Source organism: Clostridium sp. CAG:265 (assembly GCF_000436575.1).
GTDB lineage: Bacteria > Bacillota > Clostridia > Clostridiales > Clostridiaceae > Clostridium > Clostridium lentum.
Genome location: NZ_FR886642.1, coordinates 88,696 through 105,399, shown reverse-complemented (window position 1 = coordinate 105,399; position 16,704 = coordinate 88,696). Strand labels below are relative to the sequence as shown.

The window sequence follows — 16,704 nt, the reverse complement described above, 5'->3', positions numbered from 1 at the left end:
TATTTTGGAATCAAAGAAAGCAAGAAACTATATTTATATTAGCTTATTGTGCGTTTTTTTATTCCTATGTATAGTGGTTTCTGCATCAGTAGGATCATCATCTATTAATCCAGTGGAAAGTTTAAAGCTTGTGCTTAATAAAATTCCTTTGATAAATAGAGTTATTGATACTACTGATATAAAAGAAATATATGAAGTAATTATTTGGAAGGTGCGCTTACCAAGAATTTTGCAAGCATCTCTTGTTGGAGGGGGGCTTGCAGTGGTAGGTTGCACCTTTCAAGCAATATTTAGAAACTCTTTAGCAGATCCACATATATTAGGTATTTCATCAGGAGCATCATTAGGAGCAACAATTGCAATATTGTCAGGTTTAACACTTAATTTTTTAGGAATAGGTATTATTAGTATATTTGCTTTTATTGGAGCAATAGCAACTGTAATGTTGGTATATAAAGTAGGTGGCTTAGGTGGAAAAATAATAACTACAAATCTTTTATTAACTGGTACAGCTATAGGAACAATGTTAAGTTCTGTTATTTCACTACTTATGATTTACAACAGAGATAATTTAGAAAAAGTTTATTTATGGACACTAGGCAGTTTTTCTTCTGCCAATTGGAGCAAAGTATTATTTATGTTTATAGTATCTTTAATATCCGTAGTAATATTATTTGTTTTCAGTAGGGATTTAAATGTAATTCTTACAGGTGATGAGGTGGCAGCAAGTTTAGGAATAGATACTGTAAAATTAAAAAATCTACTTATAATTTTTTGTGCTATATTAGTTGCAGCAAGTGTATCAGTAAGTGGAACTATTGGATTTGTAGGGCTTATTATTCCTCATTGCATGAGATTACTAGTAGGTTCAGATCATAGATTACTTTTACCATTTTCATATTTTGGTGGAGCTGCATTTATGATAATATGTGATACTATAGCTAGAACAATAGCTGCTCCTACAGAAATACCTGTAGGAGTAATAACAGCTGTTTTTGGAGCACCATATTTTATATATTTACTTTATCGTAATTCAAAGAATGGAAGAGTTTGAGGTGAAGTGAGATGACGGAAAATATTTTGTCAATTAGCAATTTAAGCTGGCAACCAAATAATGAAGAAAAATATATATTAAATGACATATCCAGTGATTTTAAAGAAGGTGGTTTTTATGGTATATTGGGACCTAATGGTTCAGGAAAGACTTCTTTAATAAAACATATTTTAAGATTTTTAGAAGTAAAAGAAGGAAATATTTCTTTAGATGAAAGAAACATAAATAAGTATTCAAGAAAAGAATTGGCAACAAATATTTCTTTTGTACCTCAAAATGTTAATATGGATGTAAATTTTTCTGTATATGATATTATTGCCATGGGGAGAACACCATATTTAAAAAGATTTCAAGATTTAACTATTGAAGATAAGGCAATTATACAACATGCTATGGAAATTGCAAATTGTGCTTATTTAAAAGATAAGATATTTGCTAATTTAAGTGGAGGGGAATCACAAAGAGTATTAGTAGCTAGAGCTATAGTACAGGATACTAAATATTTAATATTAGATGAGCCTATTTCACATCTTGATATACGATATCAGATAGAATTGATGGAGACATTAAAAAGGCTTAATAATGAGGAAAATAAAACAATTATTGCAATCTTGCATGATTTAAATTTAAGTTCAGCATATTGCAAGGAGATAGTACTTATGAAAAATGGAAAAATTTTTTCTAAAGGAAAAGTAGAATCAGTACTTACTAAAGAAAATTTGAAGGCTGTATATGAAATGGATTTTGAAATTCAACATTTAACTAAAAGTAATCAATTATTTTTTGTACCCTTAGTATCTGGATTATTGAATAAATATAAATAAAACATATGCTGTTAAAGTATATGTTTTTTTGTTATTTAGGGTATTTTGATTATAAAAAAATAGATATTAAGGCAAGATAATAATAAAGGAGGAATATATAATGGAAAATAATATGGCTATGGAATATCCAATGTTTTGTTATCAATGTGAACAAACATCAGGGGGAAAGGGATGCACTAAGATGGGTGTATGTGGGAAAACCCCTGAAGTAGCAAATCTACAAGATTTATTAATATTTCAATTAAAAGGAATAAGTTGTTATGCAAATGAATTTATAAAAAAGGGAGAAAATGTTGATAAATCAACAATAGCTTTTATCGAAGATTGTTTATTTACAACATTAACAAATGTTAATTTTGATGCAGATAATCATGTTAAGTTATTAAGAGAATCTCAAAAAATAAAAGATGATTTAAAAAAGAAGGTTGGTAAAATTAAAAATGATACAGCTCATGTAACTTATATATTAAGAGAAAGCAAAGCAGAAATGCTTGAAGATTCAAAAATTGCAGGAATTATGTATGATCAAGATTTAGATCCTGATATACGTTCATTAAGACAAACAATTGTATATGGATTAAAAGGTATAAGTGCTTATGGACATCAAGCAAGATATTTAGGTTATTACGATGATCAAGTAGATAATTTTTATGTAAGAGCTTTAGAAGCAACAACAGATGATAGTTTATCAGTAGAAGAGTTAATAAGATGGACTATGAGAACTGGTGATATGAGTATTGCTATAATGAAAAAGTTAGATGAAGCAAATAATAAAGTATATGAACAGCCTTCACCACATAAAGTAAATGTAAAGATTAAAAAGGGACCTTTTATTATAGTTTCTGGTCATGATTTAAGAGATTTAGAACAGCTATTAGAACAAACAGAAGGAAAAGGTATAAATATATATACCCATGGAGAAATGTTACCTTCACATGGTTATCCAGGATTAAAGAAATATAAACATTTAATTGGAAATTATGGAGGTGCATGGCAAGATCAACAAAAAGAATTTGATGGTATTCCTGGATGTATACTAATGACTACCAATTGTCTTATGAGACCAAGAGAAACATATAAAGATAGAATATTTACAACTAATGTTGTTGGATGGGATGGAGTTATAAATATACCAAAAGGAAAAGATGGTAAAAAAGATTTTACACCAATAATTGAAAAAGCATTAGAATTAGGTGGCTTTGAAGAAGACCAAGAACCACATGAAATTATTGTAGGTTTTGGTCATCATGCAACTTTAAGCAATGCAGAAGCTATTGTAGGAGCTGTAAAGGATGGGAAAATAAGACACTTCTTTTTAATAGGAGGTTGTGATGGGGCAAGACCAGGTAGAAATTATTATACTGAATTTGCAAAAAAGATACCAGATGATTGTATAATTCTTACTTTAGCATGTGGAAAATATAGATTCAATAAATTAGATTTTGGTGAAGTAGCAGGTTTACCTAGATTATTAGATGTAGGACAATGTAATGATGTTTATTCAGCAATTAGAATAGCTACAGCATTAGCAGATGCTTTTGGAACAGATGTAAATGGATTACCATTATCTTTAATAGTTTCATGGTATGAACAAAAAGCTGTAGCAGATCTTTTAGCATTGCTATCATTAGGAATTAAAGATATATATTTAGGACCAACACTTCCTGCTTTCTTTAGTCCTAATGTTCTTCAATATCTTATAGATACTTTTAATTTGCATTTAATAAGTACACCTGAAGATGATTTAAAAACTTGTTTGAAACAAGAGATATAAAAGAAATATAAGTTAGTTTGAAAATAATGTGTATTTTATATGAATATTATTTATATTTGTAACAAATGTTACTTAAAATAATTTAAAGTTGATGTATATTAATATTATAGTTTGAAGTAAAAAGTATTATGTAAGTTGATAGGAGAAGAGAAAATGAGTTTATTTTTAGGTAAAATACATTTTTGGTTATTTAATAAGGTATTATGGTTTGAAGGGTTAGAGGATGAAATTATAAAGTTAGCACAAGAAGAAGGATTAAATGTAAAAAAATTAAGTGTTGAAATTAATAATAAGTATGGACAAAAAACTGAAAATAAAAATTTAGAAGAAATAATAGATACAAGTAATATTCATGGATGGTTACAAAATAAAATTCATAGTGCAGAAGGAAGAATGGCAGCATGGACAAAAGCTATCTTAGAAAATAATGAAACTGCAATTGGAAAATTAGAAAATATATATGCTAATCAAGGAATAAAAGCGGCTAAAGAAGTAAAAGAAGAAAAAAATATTATAAGTGCTAAAGAAATATATGATAGCATTAATGATTATATTCTTGATGGTATGCCTTGTGACAGAGTTAATGAAGTTATAATAGCTGAAGAAGATAAAGTGCAATGGAAGAGAAGAATATGTGTACATAACGATATCTGGCAAAAAGAATCAATGGATGTATCTATATTCTATCAATTAAGAAATATATGGATAAAAGCATTTGTTCAAGAAGTAAATAGTCAATATGAGTATGTTAAAATAGATGAAACTACAATGGAAATAAAGAAAAAGCAATGAGGAAAAAACTATGAATGCTATAGAATTAATGAATGAAGAACATAAAAATATACTAAGAATGATTAAGGTTATAAGAAAGGTATGCTTCAATATAATGAATGGTACAGAAATTAATTATAAAGATTTAGAAGATATAATTGAATTCATTAGAAATTATGCCGATAGTCATCATCATAAAAAAGAAGAAGACATATTATTTAATAGAATTACTGAAAATTTAGGGCAATTAGGAGAAAAACTTGTGAAGCATGCAATGCTTGTAGAACATGATTATGGAAGACTTTATATAAGTAATTTAGTTGAATCTATTGAAAAGGTAAAAGGTGGCGATGAAGAAGCTAAGCTTGATATAATTGCTAATGCAATATCATATACCCATCTAATGGAAAGACATATTGATAAGGAAGATAGAGTAGTATATACTTTTGCAGAAAGAAATTTAAGCAAAGAAATATTAGAGAAAGTTAATAATGAGTGCTATAAATTTGAAGATGCTAATGAAGCTGTAAAAGATAAATATTTAAATATTTTAGGTAAATTAGAAGAAAAATATACTAAATAAATACAGTATAATAACTTAAAGCAACGGATAAGTATAAGTACTATCCGTTGCTTTTTAAACATTGAAAATTTATAGTAATTAAATTAAAACCTGAAATCTCTTTTACCATTATTTAATTTACTTAAATATTCAAGTACTATTTGCCTAACTTTTTCATTAGGTATCTTTTTTATTTCAGTAGCAATTACTTTTTCTCCATTTTCTTTTGTAAGAGGAGAAGCATAATCTTCTAAATATTCCTTTAAAGTAATAAGAGCATTTGGTAAACAGCAATTGGCTATTTGTCCATTTTTAACAAGGGTCATAAATCTATCACCAGTTCTTCCTTCTCTATAGCAGGCAGTGCAGAAGCTAGGGATATGTCCTATTTCTAATAGCCAATTGACAATTTCATCTAAAGTTCTGTCATCACTTATATCAAATTGAGCAGAACTTTCATATTTTTTTTCTTTAATGACATATCCTCCAACGCTTGTAGAAGAGCCACCACTTAATTGAGATACTCCAAGCTCTAAGACTTTTTCCCTAGTTTTTTGTGATTCTCTAGTGGAAACGATTAATCCAGTATAAGGTACTGCAATTCTCAAGACAGCAACTATCTTAGCAAATATTTCATCGGAAATTGCATTGGTAAATTCATGGGGATTTATATCATCAGCTGGTCTTATTCTTGGTACACTTATGGTATGTGGACCTATGCCTTTAACTGCTTCTAGGTGTTCAGCATGCATTAAAAGACCTACAAAATCATATCTATAAAGATTTAAGCCGAACAATACTCCACAGCCAACATCATCAATACCACCATCCATGGCTCTATCCATTGCTTCAGTATGATAATTATAATCATGTTTAGGACCAGTGGGATGTAATGCTTCATAAGCTTCTTTATTATAAGTTTCCTGGAATAATATATATGTTCCTATGCCAGCTTCTTTTAATTTTTTATAGTTTTCTACGGTGGTAGCAGCTATATTGACATTAACTCTTCTAATGGCACCATTTTTATGTTTTATGCTATAAATTGTATTTATGCTTTCAAGTACATATTCTATAGGATTATTTATAGGATCTTCACCAGTTTCTAAGGCAAGTCTTTTATGGCCCATATCTTGCAGTGCAATTACTTCTTTTTCTATTTCCTTTTGAGTAAGTTTTTTTCTAGGAATATGTTTATTTTTGAAATGATATGGACAATATGTGCAGCCATTTACACAATAATTTGATAAATATAGAGGAGCAAACATTACAATTCTATTACCATAAAATTTTTCTTTAATTTCTTTGGCTAAACTATAAATTTTATTATTTTCCTCTTCTAAATTACATTCAAGAAGTACAGCAGCTTCTCTATGAGTAAGGCCAGTACAGTTTCTAGCTTTTTCAATGAGTTTATTAATTAATTGCTTATTGTTTTTATTTTTTTCTGCATATTTAAGTGTTTCAAGTATTTCATCATCATTTATGAATTCGGTAGCTTTATTTGATTTTACATTATACATATTCAAACATCTTCTTTCTTTAATAGTTTATTTAAAATCGTATCCTTTAATGTAGATTAATTTACTATATATTACATATAAGTAAATTTTAACATAAATAAATTCTTTTATCAAAATTTATAATTAATGATAAATTATTGAAGAAAATCTACCACATATATTTCATAAGGCTAATAATAAAGTTAAGCAGAAAGAAGAAGTAACATCACATTATGATATAGGAAATGATTTTTATAGCTTATGGGTATCAATGAAATTAAAGGCTTAAAATTAGAAACTTTACTTTTGTATAAGTTAGCTAAGAATAAATTAAGTCATAGCATAAAGAAGAGTTGAATAATAATAAGTATATAGGAGTAGAGCTGTAATTATGCGGCTCTTTAGCATTTTGGAGGGAATTATGGAATTTAAAGAGGATATTAGAAGGTTTAATGAAAAGCATAAGATGAATACAGTAAAGATTGGAGGAGGGGATTTTAATTATGTACTTTCAGGCAGCGGAGAGAAAAAGATTGTACTATTTACAGCAGGAAGTGGATTATATGAAGGGTTTTATCGGCATATACAATTATTGGAAGAGAAGTGTACTGTGGTAGCTTTTGATTATCCTGATGGGAAAAAGGATATTTACCATTTAGTTGATAGTATTGCAGAATTTTTAAAAAGTATAAATTTTAATAAATCTTATTTCATTGGGGAATCATTAGGTGGTTTAGTAGTAGAACTATTTATGAAAAAGTATCCCAAAATGATAGAGGGAGTAGTGCTTACTAATACAGGAACTATCACTAAAAATATTCCTAATACAATGAGAAAAGAAGTTGTTGATGGAATAAAATCTGCCATTAAGACTGTACAGATGACACCAGCATATATCTTAAAATCAGCATTGATAAAAAAATCATTGAAAAAGATTAAAGAAGATTTTGATGGAAGTATTGATAGCATATATGCCAAGGAATACGTAGGATACCTTATGGAAAGGGTAAGTAAAGAGAAAGCTATATATCTATGCAGTATTGCATTAGATTTTGCTGAAAATATCACTTTTGATAAGAATGATTTTAAGGATTTTGATGGAAGCATATGTATAATAAATACAAATGATGATGAGGTTTTTGATGAAAGAATTAAGGCTGAATTAAAGAAACTATTTGAAAATAACATTAGTAAAACAATAAAAAGTGGTGGACATGCATCATTTTTATTTAGGCCAGTAGAGTATGTAAAGATGCTAGAAGATATGATTATTTAAAAATTCATAATTAGCAAAAAGATATTAATAATTAGCAATAAGTTAGTTATTAATATCTTTTTTTATCACATTTTAAATAAAAAAATAATAGTATAATATGCGAACTCATTTTTGTTTACGAATATATATAGAATCATAATGTTTAATTATGAGAAAAAGATTGGATAATAATTTAAAAGCAAGGGCATAATAAAAAATAAAATTCCATTAAATTAATAATAACTTTCTATTATTATTGGGGGAAGGTTTTATGATTATAAATAACGGAATCAATGAGGAAACGATTCTTCATGTGTGGAATTGGTCATTTAAAACAATAAAAGAAAATATAAAGGAAATAGTCAATGCAGGATATACTTGGATACAGATATCGCCAGTTCAAGGGACTAAAGATAAAAGTCTAGTAGTAAAGGATTGGTGGATGTTATATCAACCAATTAATTTTAAGATAGGAAATTTTCAATTAGGAAGTAGAGAAGAGTTTATTGGAATGTGTGCAGAAGCTCATAGGTATGGATTAAAAGTAATGGTAGATGTAATATTAAACCATATGGCCAATAGAGGTGGAGGTAATGATAGCAATTTTCCACATGAAACAGTTGAATCATTTATAAGAGATGATATTAATTTTTGGCATGAAAGAAAAAAAGTAGAAGATTGGGATGATAGGTGGCAAGTTACTCACTGGTGTATAGGTCTTCCAGATTTAAACACATCTAACCATATGCTTCAAGACATAATTATTGATTTTTTAAATGATGTTATTGAATGTGGTGCAGATGGATTAAGATTTGATGCAGCTAAGCATATTGAACTACCTGAGGATCCAGGTGGAAGTGATTTTTGGCCAAGAGTAATAGGAGCATTAAAAAATAAAGAAAGATTACTTTTATATGGAGAAGTATTACAGTGTGGAGCATCAAATTATGAAAAATATATAAAATATATGAGATTATCAGCAGAAGGTTATAGTTATGCCATAAGGAAAACTGTTGGATATAAGTCAGAAAAAAATATTAATAACGCTAAAGAATATCAAGTACCTTATGGAGTTAATGGCTCAAATTTAGTGACGTGGATAGAATCTCATGATGATTATGCCAGTGATATTGAAAAAAGCTTTGAGTTAAGTCAGTGGCAGATAAAGATGGGATGGGCAATAATTGCTTCAAGAAGTGAATCAATACCATTATTTTTTAATAGGCCTAAAGGAAAAATATGGCTTGAAGGAACTATGGGAGAAGCAGGAAACGATTTCTGGAAGAGTAGTGAAATTGTTGCAATAAACAAGTTTAGGTTAAAGATGAAAGGAGAAAAGGAAAATATTATTACTTTAGGTAATAATCTGATGATTGTTGAAAGAGGTAATAAAGGTGTGATAATGATTAATATTGGTGGACACTATGATATAAATATATATACTAACTTAAAAGATGGCATATATAAGGATAAAATTTCCGATAAATTATTTTATGTAAGAGATGGGCGGTTAAATGGAACTGTTGAAGAAGGGAGAATATCAATAATATATCATGAATTAGAAGAAGATTTTATAGAAAAAGATATATATTATCTTCGTGATAATAAGGTATTTTTCACAAATCCTTTAAGATGGGATAAAGCAAGGGTATATATATATAAAGAAGGAAACTATAAATCTACAGAATTATCACCATGGCCAGGAAGAGAAATGTATAGAGAAGGAGAAAATTTATATAGCTATCCAATAGAAGATTATTGGATTAGTGGACGAGTGATATTTACTAATGGAAATACTCAGATACCAGAGTTTGCTAAAGAAGGGTTACCTATTTTAAAAAATAAATAAAATTTTATTTTAAGATATAACTTTATCTAAGTATATGGTCAGTGAAAAGATATGTACCTAGATAAAGTTATTTTTATATATACAGATTTAATAAAATGAAAAAGTTAAATTAAGTTGACATTGGTATTATGTTACTATAGAATTAATAAGTAAAATTTAATAAGTTTTTGTGGTTACATTTGTAATAATAGGGAATATGGTTAGAATCCATAGCAGCCCCCGCTACTGTAAAAGATACGAAACTCTACTTAATATATTATTTTATTAAGTAATGTCACTGAGGAATACTTGGGAAGGCAAGAGGAATAGATTTGAAGCTTTAAGTCAGGATACCTGCCACAAAAATATAAGTGAATAATTTCGGTGGGAAATGAAAGCATATACTTTTTAATAACATATTGCAGATAAATAATTCATTAAATTAATGAATTATTTAATTTGTCTATGATTTAATTTATTTATTTAATATGTATTGCTTAAAAATCTCATATTTTATGGGATTTTTTTATTTGTAATACTTTAAAGATGATTAAAAAAAGAATACTAGCATTTCATAAGGATAATGAAATTATTTGCCATCAATTGAAAGGGGTAAAAGTATGAAAAAAATTAATGTAGGCAAAAAAGTATTGTCTATGCTACTAGTAGCTTTTTTATTAGTTACTAACTCTTTGGTTGTAGGTGCTACTCCAAGAAAAGAATCGGCATGGCCACAGTTTAGAGGAGAAACTTTAAATCCAGGAGTGACAGATAGTAAAACTCCAAGAAGTTCAGAAGAAATAGAGGAATCATGGGCTAAGAAAATGGGGACAGGCTGGAGCTTTAGTGATCCAATAGTTGTTGGTAGTTATGTTTACATAACAGATAGTTCAAATGTCAAAAAATTAGATAAGAAAACTGGAGATATTGTATTAGAAAAACCTTTAGCAGAAAGAATAGGATTTTTCTCAAGAATGGCTTATGGAGAAGGAAAGTTATTTGTTCCAGTTGGAGAAGGAAGAATACAATGTATTGATGCAAATACATTAGAGTCTCTTTGGATAACAAAAGTAAATCCATCAGACATGTCTTTACAAGCTATATCACCTGTTACTTATTATAATGGTTATGTTTATATGGGAGCAACAAGTGGTTCTGCTGATAAGGGAATTTTTTATGCAGTATCAGCTAAAGATGAAGATCCATCAGTTGGTGATGAAATAAAAGAGTATACTTGGACATATTCACCAAGTGAAGGGAAAAAAGGATACTACTGGAGTGGTGCTTCTATAATTGGAAACAGTATAGTTTTTGGTGGTGAAAGTGGACAAGTTGTAAGTCATAGCTTAACTACAGATGCTGTAATAGATACTTTAGAAATAAATGAAGCCATAAGAACATCAATTCATTATGATATAAAAACAGGTAGAATTTATATAGCAACTAAGGCAGGAAATATACATTCAGTGAAAGTTAATTCAGATGGTACTTTTGACAAATCATCTTTAATAACTAAAAAAATAGGTTCTGATATAACATCAAGTCCTGTTTCATATAATGGAAGAATATACGTAGCTGGTGGTGGTGCATTATCTGGAGCTGGATTCTCTGTATTAGATGCCAATACACTAGAAATAATATATCAAATTAATGATATAGCGTCACAATCATCACCAATATTAACAACTGCATATGCTACAGCAGAAAATAACTATACAGTGTATTTATATTTATTTAATTATAAAAATCCAGATGATATATATGTGATTAAGGATTTCCAAGGTAATACAGAACCATCTTATGAAAAAGTAGCAACACCATCAAAACCACAATATAATTCATCATCTGCAGCAATAGATGAAGAGGGAAGTATATATTTTAAGAATGATTCAGGTTATTTATTTAAATTTATAAATAAAGTAAATGGTGCATTTGGTGTGGAAGATGTTATAGATATTATAAATAGATTACCTAATATTGAGAATATAACTTTAAATGATGAAATATCAATTAATGATGTAATGGAAAGATATAAAGATTTATCTGATGAAGATAAACTTATGGTTACTAATATTGATAAATTAAATGCAGCATTAGAAAAGATAAATGACTTAAAGGATGCTGATAAAGAAGTAGAAAGATTATTAGTTGAAATAAAAGAATTACCAGATGAAATAACATTAGAAGATAAAGCTAAAGTTAAAGAGTTATTTGATAGTTATGATAAATTATCAGAAGAGCATAAATTAAAGGTAACTAATGCAGATAAGTTAATTAATTCATATAAAACTATTATAAAATTAGAAGAAGCTGAAGCTATTAAAGATATGGAAGCTAAGATAGCTAAACTACCAGAGCTAAAAGATATTGTTTTAGATGAAGAAGAAAAAATAAATAATTTATATAAAGAGTTTACAAATTTATCAGAAGATGTACAAAATCAAGTTACAAATAAGGATAGGCTTATTGAAGCTAAGGAAAAGATAGATTATGTTAGAGGAGAAGTAACTTCAATAGAAAAAGATATTTGGGAAAAAATAAATCCTGAAAATATCACTTTAGAAAATAAAGATATAGTTTATGGATTAATATCAAGATATAATGCATTAGATGAAAGAGATAGAAAGTATGTAAATCACTTTGATGAAGTGTTAGATGCTAAAAAAGTAATTGATACATTAGAGAAAGCTGAAGAAAAAGTAGATGTAAAGCCTGAGGTTAAACCAGAAACAAAACCTGAAGTTAAATCAGAAGTTAATACTCAAACAAATTTACCAAAAACAGGTGGAGTAAATTCAGTAATATTAATATTTATTTCTGCAATAATATTAACTACTGGAACTATATTATTTTTAAAAAATAATAATTTAAGAAAAGAAATTAAAAAGTAATTTAAAATAAAATAGCTTGCACAATTGAATGTTTATTTAGAAAAGCTTAGTTGTGCAAGCATTTTTTTATTTAAGTAAATAAAATCTTAATAAAGATAATTTAATACTTTAATAAATATATTGGAGGCAATTATGAAAAATAAAAATGTTAAAATAGGAGCTATTATAATAGTTCTTATATTAGCAATTATAGTTTCAGGTAGATTTATGATAAAAAGTTATGAAAGTTCATTAACAACAAAACCTGAAGTTAATAAAAATAATGATTTAATAACTGATAAAACTATGGAAGATAATAGTTCTAATGGGGAAAGTAATGATGAAAATAATAAGTCAAAAGAAGAAGAAACGTCTATTAGTGATGGTGAACAATTAAAAAATGAAGAAAATATTAGTGAAGATAAAAAAGATAATTTATTAAGTGATGATAATATCAATGAAGTTAAGTTAGGAAGTAGTAATCCAGTAACAAATGAAGAGGAATCAAAAGTTACAGTAGAAAAAAATCAAGAAGCAAATGGTAGTGCTGGTAGTACAAATGTTTCTCAAGAAAGTAAGCCAGAAATTAAACCAGAAAGTAATCAAGAACCTGTAAGTAAATATGTAACTATATCAATAACTTGTCATACTATTTTAAATAACTTAGATAAAGTTTCAGATAACAAAAAAGGAATAATACCGTCAAATGGTGTTATACTATCACAAAAGCAAGTTGAAATAAATGATGGTGATACAGTATTTGATGTGCTTTTAAGGGAAACAAGAAAACAAAGAATTCATATGGATTTTGTGGAATCTCCTGTATATGGAAGTGCATATATAAAGGGAATAAACAATATTTATGAATTTGATGCTGGGGAACTTAGTGGATGGATGTATAGTGTAAATGGTGTTTTCCCTAATTATGGATGTAGCATTTACAATTTAAATGATGGTGATGTTATTCAGTGGATGTATACTTGTGATTTAGGTAAAGATTTATAAAAATAATAAGGGAGTCAATAGAAACATGGATATAAAATCATATAATTCGTTTAGTGAATATCATCCATTAGTAAACTTTATATATTTTACTGTAGTTATAATGTTTTCCATGATATTTCAACATCCAGTATTATTAGTAATATCTATTATATCTTCATTTAGTTATACAATAATACTTAATGGAATTAAAGCATTAAAATTTAATTTATATTTTTTATTGCCAATGCTTTTTATGGTAATAGCATTAAATCCATTATTTAGTCATCAAGGTATGACTATATTGTTTTATCTTGACAATAAACCTATAACATTTGAATCATTTATATATGGGATAGTTACAGCTATGGTGCTTGTAACAATGGTTATGTGGTTTAGTTCTTATAATAATGTAATAACTTCAGATAAGATAATATATCTTTTTAGCAAAACAATTCCATCAATAGCATTATTAATTTCTATGACATTAAGTTTTGTTCCAAAGTTTAAAGTGCAATTAAAGAAAATAAGAATGTCTCAAAGAAATATAGGGCGGGATATTAATAATGGAAATTTTTATGAAAAGGCTAAACATGGATGTAGGATTATATCTATACTTATAATGTGGGCATTAGAAAATGGTGTTCAAACAGCTGATTCAATGAGGAGTAGGGGATATGGATTAAGAGGAAGAACTCACTTTTCGTTATATAAGATGGACAAAAGAGATAAATTAACTTTATTTATAATGGGAGTATTAATTGCAATTTGTATGTTGGGATATTTATGTGGTAAAAATACAATGCAGTTTTATCCATATATACAAATGAAAAAAATAGAGGTAATAGATTATATTATATATTTAGCATATACCATATTAGTTTTTTTCCCAATTATAATTGAAGTAGTGGAGGCATTAAGATGGAGATTATTAAAATCAAAGATTTAAGTTTTAGTTATCCAGATACTGAAAAGAAAGTATTAGATAAAATAAATATTAATATAAATGAAGGGGAATTTATTCTTTTAATTGGAGAATCAGGGTGTGGTAAAAGCACTCTTTTGAGACAATTAAAAAATGAAATACAACCATATGGAGAAGTGTTTGGGGAGATATTATATAAAGGGAAAAATATAAGAGAATTAGACCAAAGAAAATCTGCATCAGAAATAGGATTTGTTATGCAAAATCCAGATTATCAAATAGTTACAGATAAAGTGTGGCATGAGCTTGCTTTTGGGTTAGAAAGCTTAGGCATTGATTCACAAACAATAAGAAGAAGAGTTTCGGAAATGGCTAGTTTTTTTGGAATACAGACATGGTTTAGAAAAGATGTATCTGAATTAAGTGGTGGACAGAAACAATTATTGAATTTAGCAGCAATAATGTGTATGCAACCTGATATATTAATATTAGATGAACCTACATCTCAATTAGATCCTATAGTTGCAACAGAGTTTTTAGAAACTGTATATAAGATAAATAGAGAACTAGGTGTAACAGTTATACTTACAGAACATAGATTAGAGGAAGTATTTTCTATGGCTGATAAAGTGATTTTAATGGATGATGGCAAGGTTATAGGAAGTAAAAATGCAAATGAAATAGGTGATATAATATATAATAATGGTAATAAGCATTCTATGTTTTATTCTCTTCCTACACCAATTAAAGTTTATAAAGAATGTGATGGTGTTGGACAATCTCCTTTAACAATAAAAGAGGGAAGGGAATGGGTTAAAAAAACATTTAATAAAAAAAATACAATACGTAAAGCAGTATCAAGTGATTTAAAAGAAAATAATAAAAAAGAATCTGTTATTAAATTAAATAATGTATGGTTTAGGTATGATAAAACATCTCCAGATATATTAAGAGGTTTAAATTTAGAAGTTTATAAAAATGAAGTATTATGTATTCTTGGAGGAAATGGTACAGGGAAAAGCACTACTTTAGGTGTTATTTCAGGTAGTAATAGAGCATATAGAGGAAATGTTTATATTAATAAAAAAAAGATAGAAAAGTATAAATTATCAGAGTTATTTAATAATAATTTAGCAGTACTTCCTCAAGACCCACAAAGCTTGTTCGTAAAAAGTGTTTTGCAAGATGATTTAGAAGAGGTTTTAGATGGTACGAAACTATCTAAAAGTGAAAAGACTGAAAGAGTTAAGAATATTAGTGAACTACTAGGTATAGTTAATTTATTAAAAATGCATCCATATGATTTAAGTGGTGGAGAACAACAAAAAGCAGCATTAGCAAAGATATTATTACTAGAACCTAAAATATTAATATTAGATGAGCCTACGAAAGGGATAGATGGAAATTTTAAAAGAGAACTAGGAAATTTATTTAAAAGTTTAAAGAAAAGAGGCATGACCATTGTTATTGTAACTCATGATATTGAATTTGCTGCAGATAATTCGGATAGATGTTTAATGTTTTTTGATGGAGATATTTCATCAGAAGGTACACCAAGGGAGTTTTTCTGTGGCAATACATTTTATACAACCAGTGCTAATAAGATGTCGAGAGGTATTTTACAAGATATATTAAAAGTTGAGGATATGGTAAATATATGGAATTATCAAAATTAAAGTCAGTAAAAGCATCAATTATAAGCATTTTATTAAGTTTTATAATTTTATTATTTGGGGTAAAGATAGGTGATAGGAATTATTGGTTTGTAAGCATGTCTTTAATTATTTTAGCTATATGGTTATTTTTTTCTTTATTTGAAAGTAGAAAACCAAGAGCTAGAGAGATAGTTCCAATTGCTGTAATGTCAGCAATTGCAGCAATTGGAAGGTTTGCTTTTGCAATGTTGCCACAGTTTAAACCAGTTGCAGCAATAGTTATAATAACAGGAATGTCCTTTGGACCAGAAGCAGGTTTTTTAACAGGAGCAGTATCGGCACTAGTATCAAATTTCTTTTTTGGGCAAGGTCCTTGGACTCCTTGGCAAATGTTTGCTTTTGGTGTACTAGGATTTCTTGCAGGGCTTTTATATAAATATAAAATTATAAAAAATAAATTATCAATTTGTATATTTGGAGGTATAGCAGGTTATTTATATGGATTTATAGTGAATTTATGGATTGTTTCTACACAATTAAATGATATTACTAAAGAAAGATTAATGACAATTTATATTTCAAGCATACCATTTGACACTATACATGCAGTTTCAACTATTTTATTTTTATTTATATTAGCAATGCCTATGAAAGAAAAAATGGAAAGATTAAAGATTAAATATGGATTGTTTAGATAGATGAT

The 16,704-nt window shown here is 27.8% G+C and carries 13 protein-coding genes and 1 riboswitch; of the genes, 12 read left to right on the top strand and 1 reads right to left on the bottom strand.

Features of this window, described 5'->3' with window-relative positions:
• The first annotated feature begins 4 nt into the window (after positions 1-4).
• From Q5O29_RS11315 to Q5O29_RS11295, 5 genes are all read left to right on the top strand, one after another.
• Entirely contained in the window at positions 5-1,054 is a 1,050-nt protein-coding gene (locus tag Q5O29_RS11315) for an iron ABC transporter permease (protein WP_022213050.1), read from the top strand.
• A gap of 11 nt (positions 1,055-1,065) precedes the next feature.
• Positions 1,066-1,878, top strand: a complete 813-nt coding sequence (locus tag Q5O29_RS11310) for an ABC transporter ATP-binding protein (protein WP_022213049.1) — start codon at positions 1,066-1,068, stop codon at positions 1,876-1,878.
• 100 nt (positions 1,879-1,978) lie between these two features.
• Positions 1,979-3,652, top strand: coding sequence for a hydroxylamine reductase (gene hcp, locus Q5O29_RS11305; protein ID WP_022213048.1), 1,674 nt, complete (start codon positions 1,979-1,981; stop codon positions 3,650-3,652).
• A 153-nt stretch (positions 3,653-3,805) separates the two neighbouring features.
• Positions 3,806-4,444, top strand: a complete 639-nt coding sequence (locus tag Q5O29_RS11300; RefSeq protein ID WP_022213047.1) for a hypothetical protein — start codon at positions 3,806-3,808, stop codon at positions 4,442-4,444.
• Positions 4,445-4,454: 10 nt separating this feature from the next.
• Positions 4,455-5,006 (top strand): hemerythrin-like protein, encoded by a 552-nt coding sequence (locus Q5O29_RS11295; protein WP_022213046.1) that lies wholly within the window; start codon positions 4,455-4,457, stop codon positions 5,004-5,006.
• Positions 5,007-5,089: 83 nt separating this feature from the next.
• On the opposite strand, the gene hydG is transcribed toward Q5O29_RS11295, so the two are convergent.
• Complete coding sequence (hydG, locus tag Q5O29_RS11290; RefSeq protein WP_022213045.1) at positions 5,090-6,508, bottom strand: [FeFe] hydrogenase H-cluster radical SAM maturase HydG; 1,419 nt, start codon at positions 6,506-6,508, stop codon at positions 5,090-5,092.
• Between the two features lie 400 nt (positions 6,509-6,908).
• Between hydG and Q5O29_RS11285 the strand changes: the two genes are divergently transcribed.
• The 7 genes from Q5O29_RS11285 to Q5O29_RS11255 all read left to right on the top strand — a co-directional run bounded on the left by Q5O29_RS11285 (position 6,909) and on the right by Q5O29_RS11255 (position 16,699).
• Positions 6,909-7,763, top strand: a complete 855-nt coding sequence (locus Q5O29_RS11285; RefSeq protein WP_022213044.1) for an alpha/beta hydrolase — start codon at positions 6,909-6,911, stop codon at positions 7,761-7,763.
• 250 nt (positions 7,764-8,013) lie between these two features.
• Positions 8,014-9,591, top strand: a complete 1,578-nt coding sequence (locus Q5O29_RS11280) for an alpha-amylase family glycosyl hydrolase (RefSeq protein WP_022213043.1) — start codon at positions 8,014-8,016, stop codon at positions 9,589-9,591.
• 153 nt (positions 9,592-9,744) lie between these two features.
• Positions 9,745-9,947, top strand: a riboswitch (cobalamin riboswitch).
• Positions 9,948-10,190: 243 nt separating this feature from the next.
• Positions 10,191-12,461, top strand: coding sequence for a PQQ-binding-like beta-propeller repeat protein (locus Q5O29_RS11275; protein ID WP_302632159.1), 2,271 nt, complete (start codon positions 10,191-10,193; stop codon positions 12,459-12,461).
• Positions 12,462-12,593: 132 nt separating this feature from the next.
• The gene (locus Q5O29_RS11270; RefSeq protein WP_022213041.1) at positions 12,594-13,445 is read left to right on the top strand and encodes a DUF4430 domain-containing protein; all 852 of its coding nucleotides are present in this window, start codon (positions 12,594-12,596) and stop codon (positions 13,443-13,445) included.
• A 25-nt stretch (positions 13,446-13,470) separates the two neighbouring features.
• Entirely contained in the window at positions 13,471-14,370 is a 900-nt protein-coding gene (locus Q5O29_RS11265; protein ID WP_022213040.1) for an energy-coupling factor transporter transmembrane component T, read from the top strand.
• On the top strand, positions 14,343-16,022 hold the full coding sequence (locus Q5O29_RS11260) for an ABC transporter ATP-binding protein (protein WP_022213039.1): 1,680 nt from the start codon (positions 14,343-14,345) through the stop codon (positions 16,020-16,022). Before Q5O29_RS11265 ends, Q5O29_RS11260 begins: the two co-directional genes overlap by 28 nt.
• Entirely contained in the window at positions 16,004-16,699 is a 696-nt protein-coding gene (locus Q5O29_RS11255) for an ECF transporter S component (RefSeq protein ID WP_022213038.1), read from the top strand. The genes Q5O29_RS11260 and Q5O29_RS11255 overlap by 19 nt, the downstream gene beginning before the upstream one ends.
• Positions 16,700-16,704: the final 5 nt, after the last annotated feature.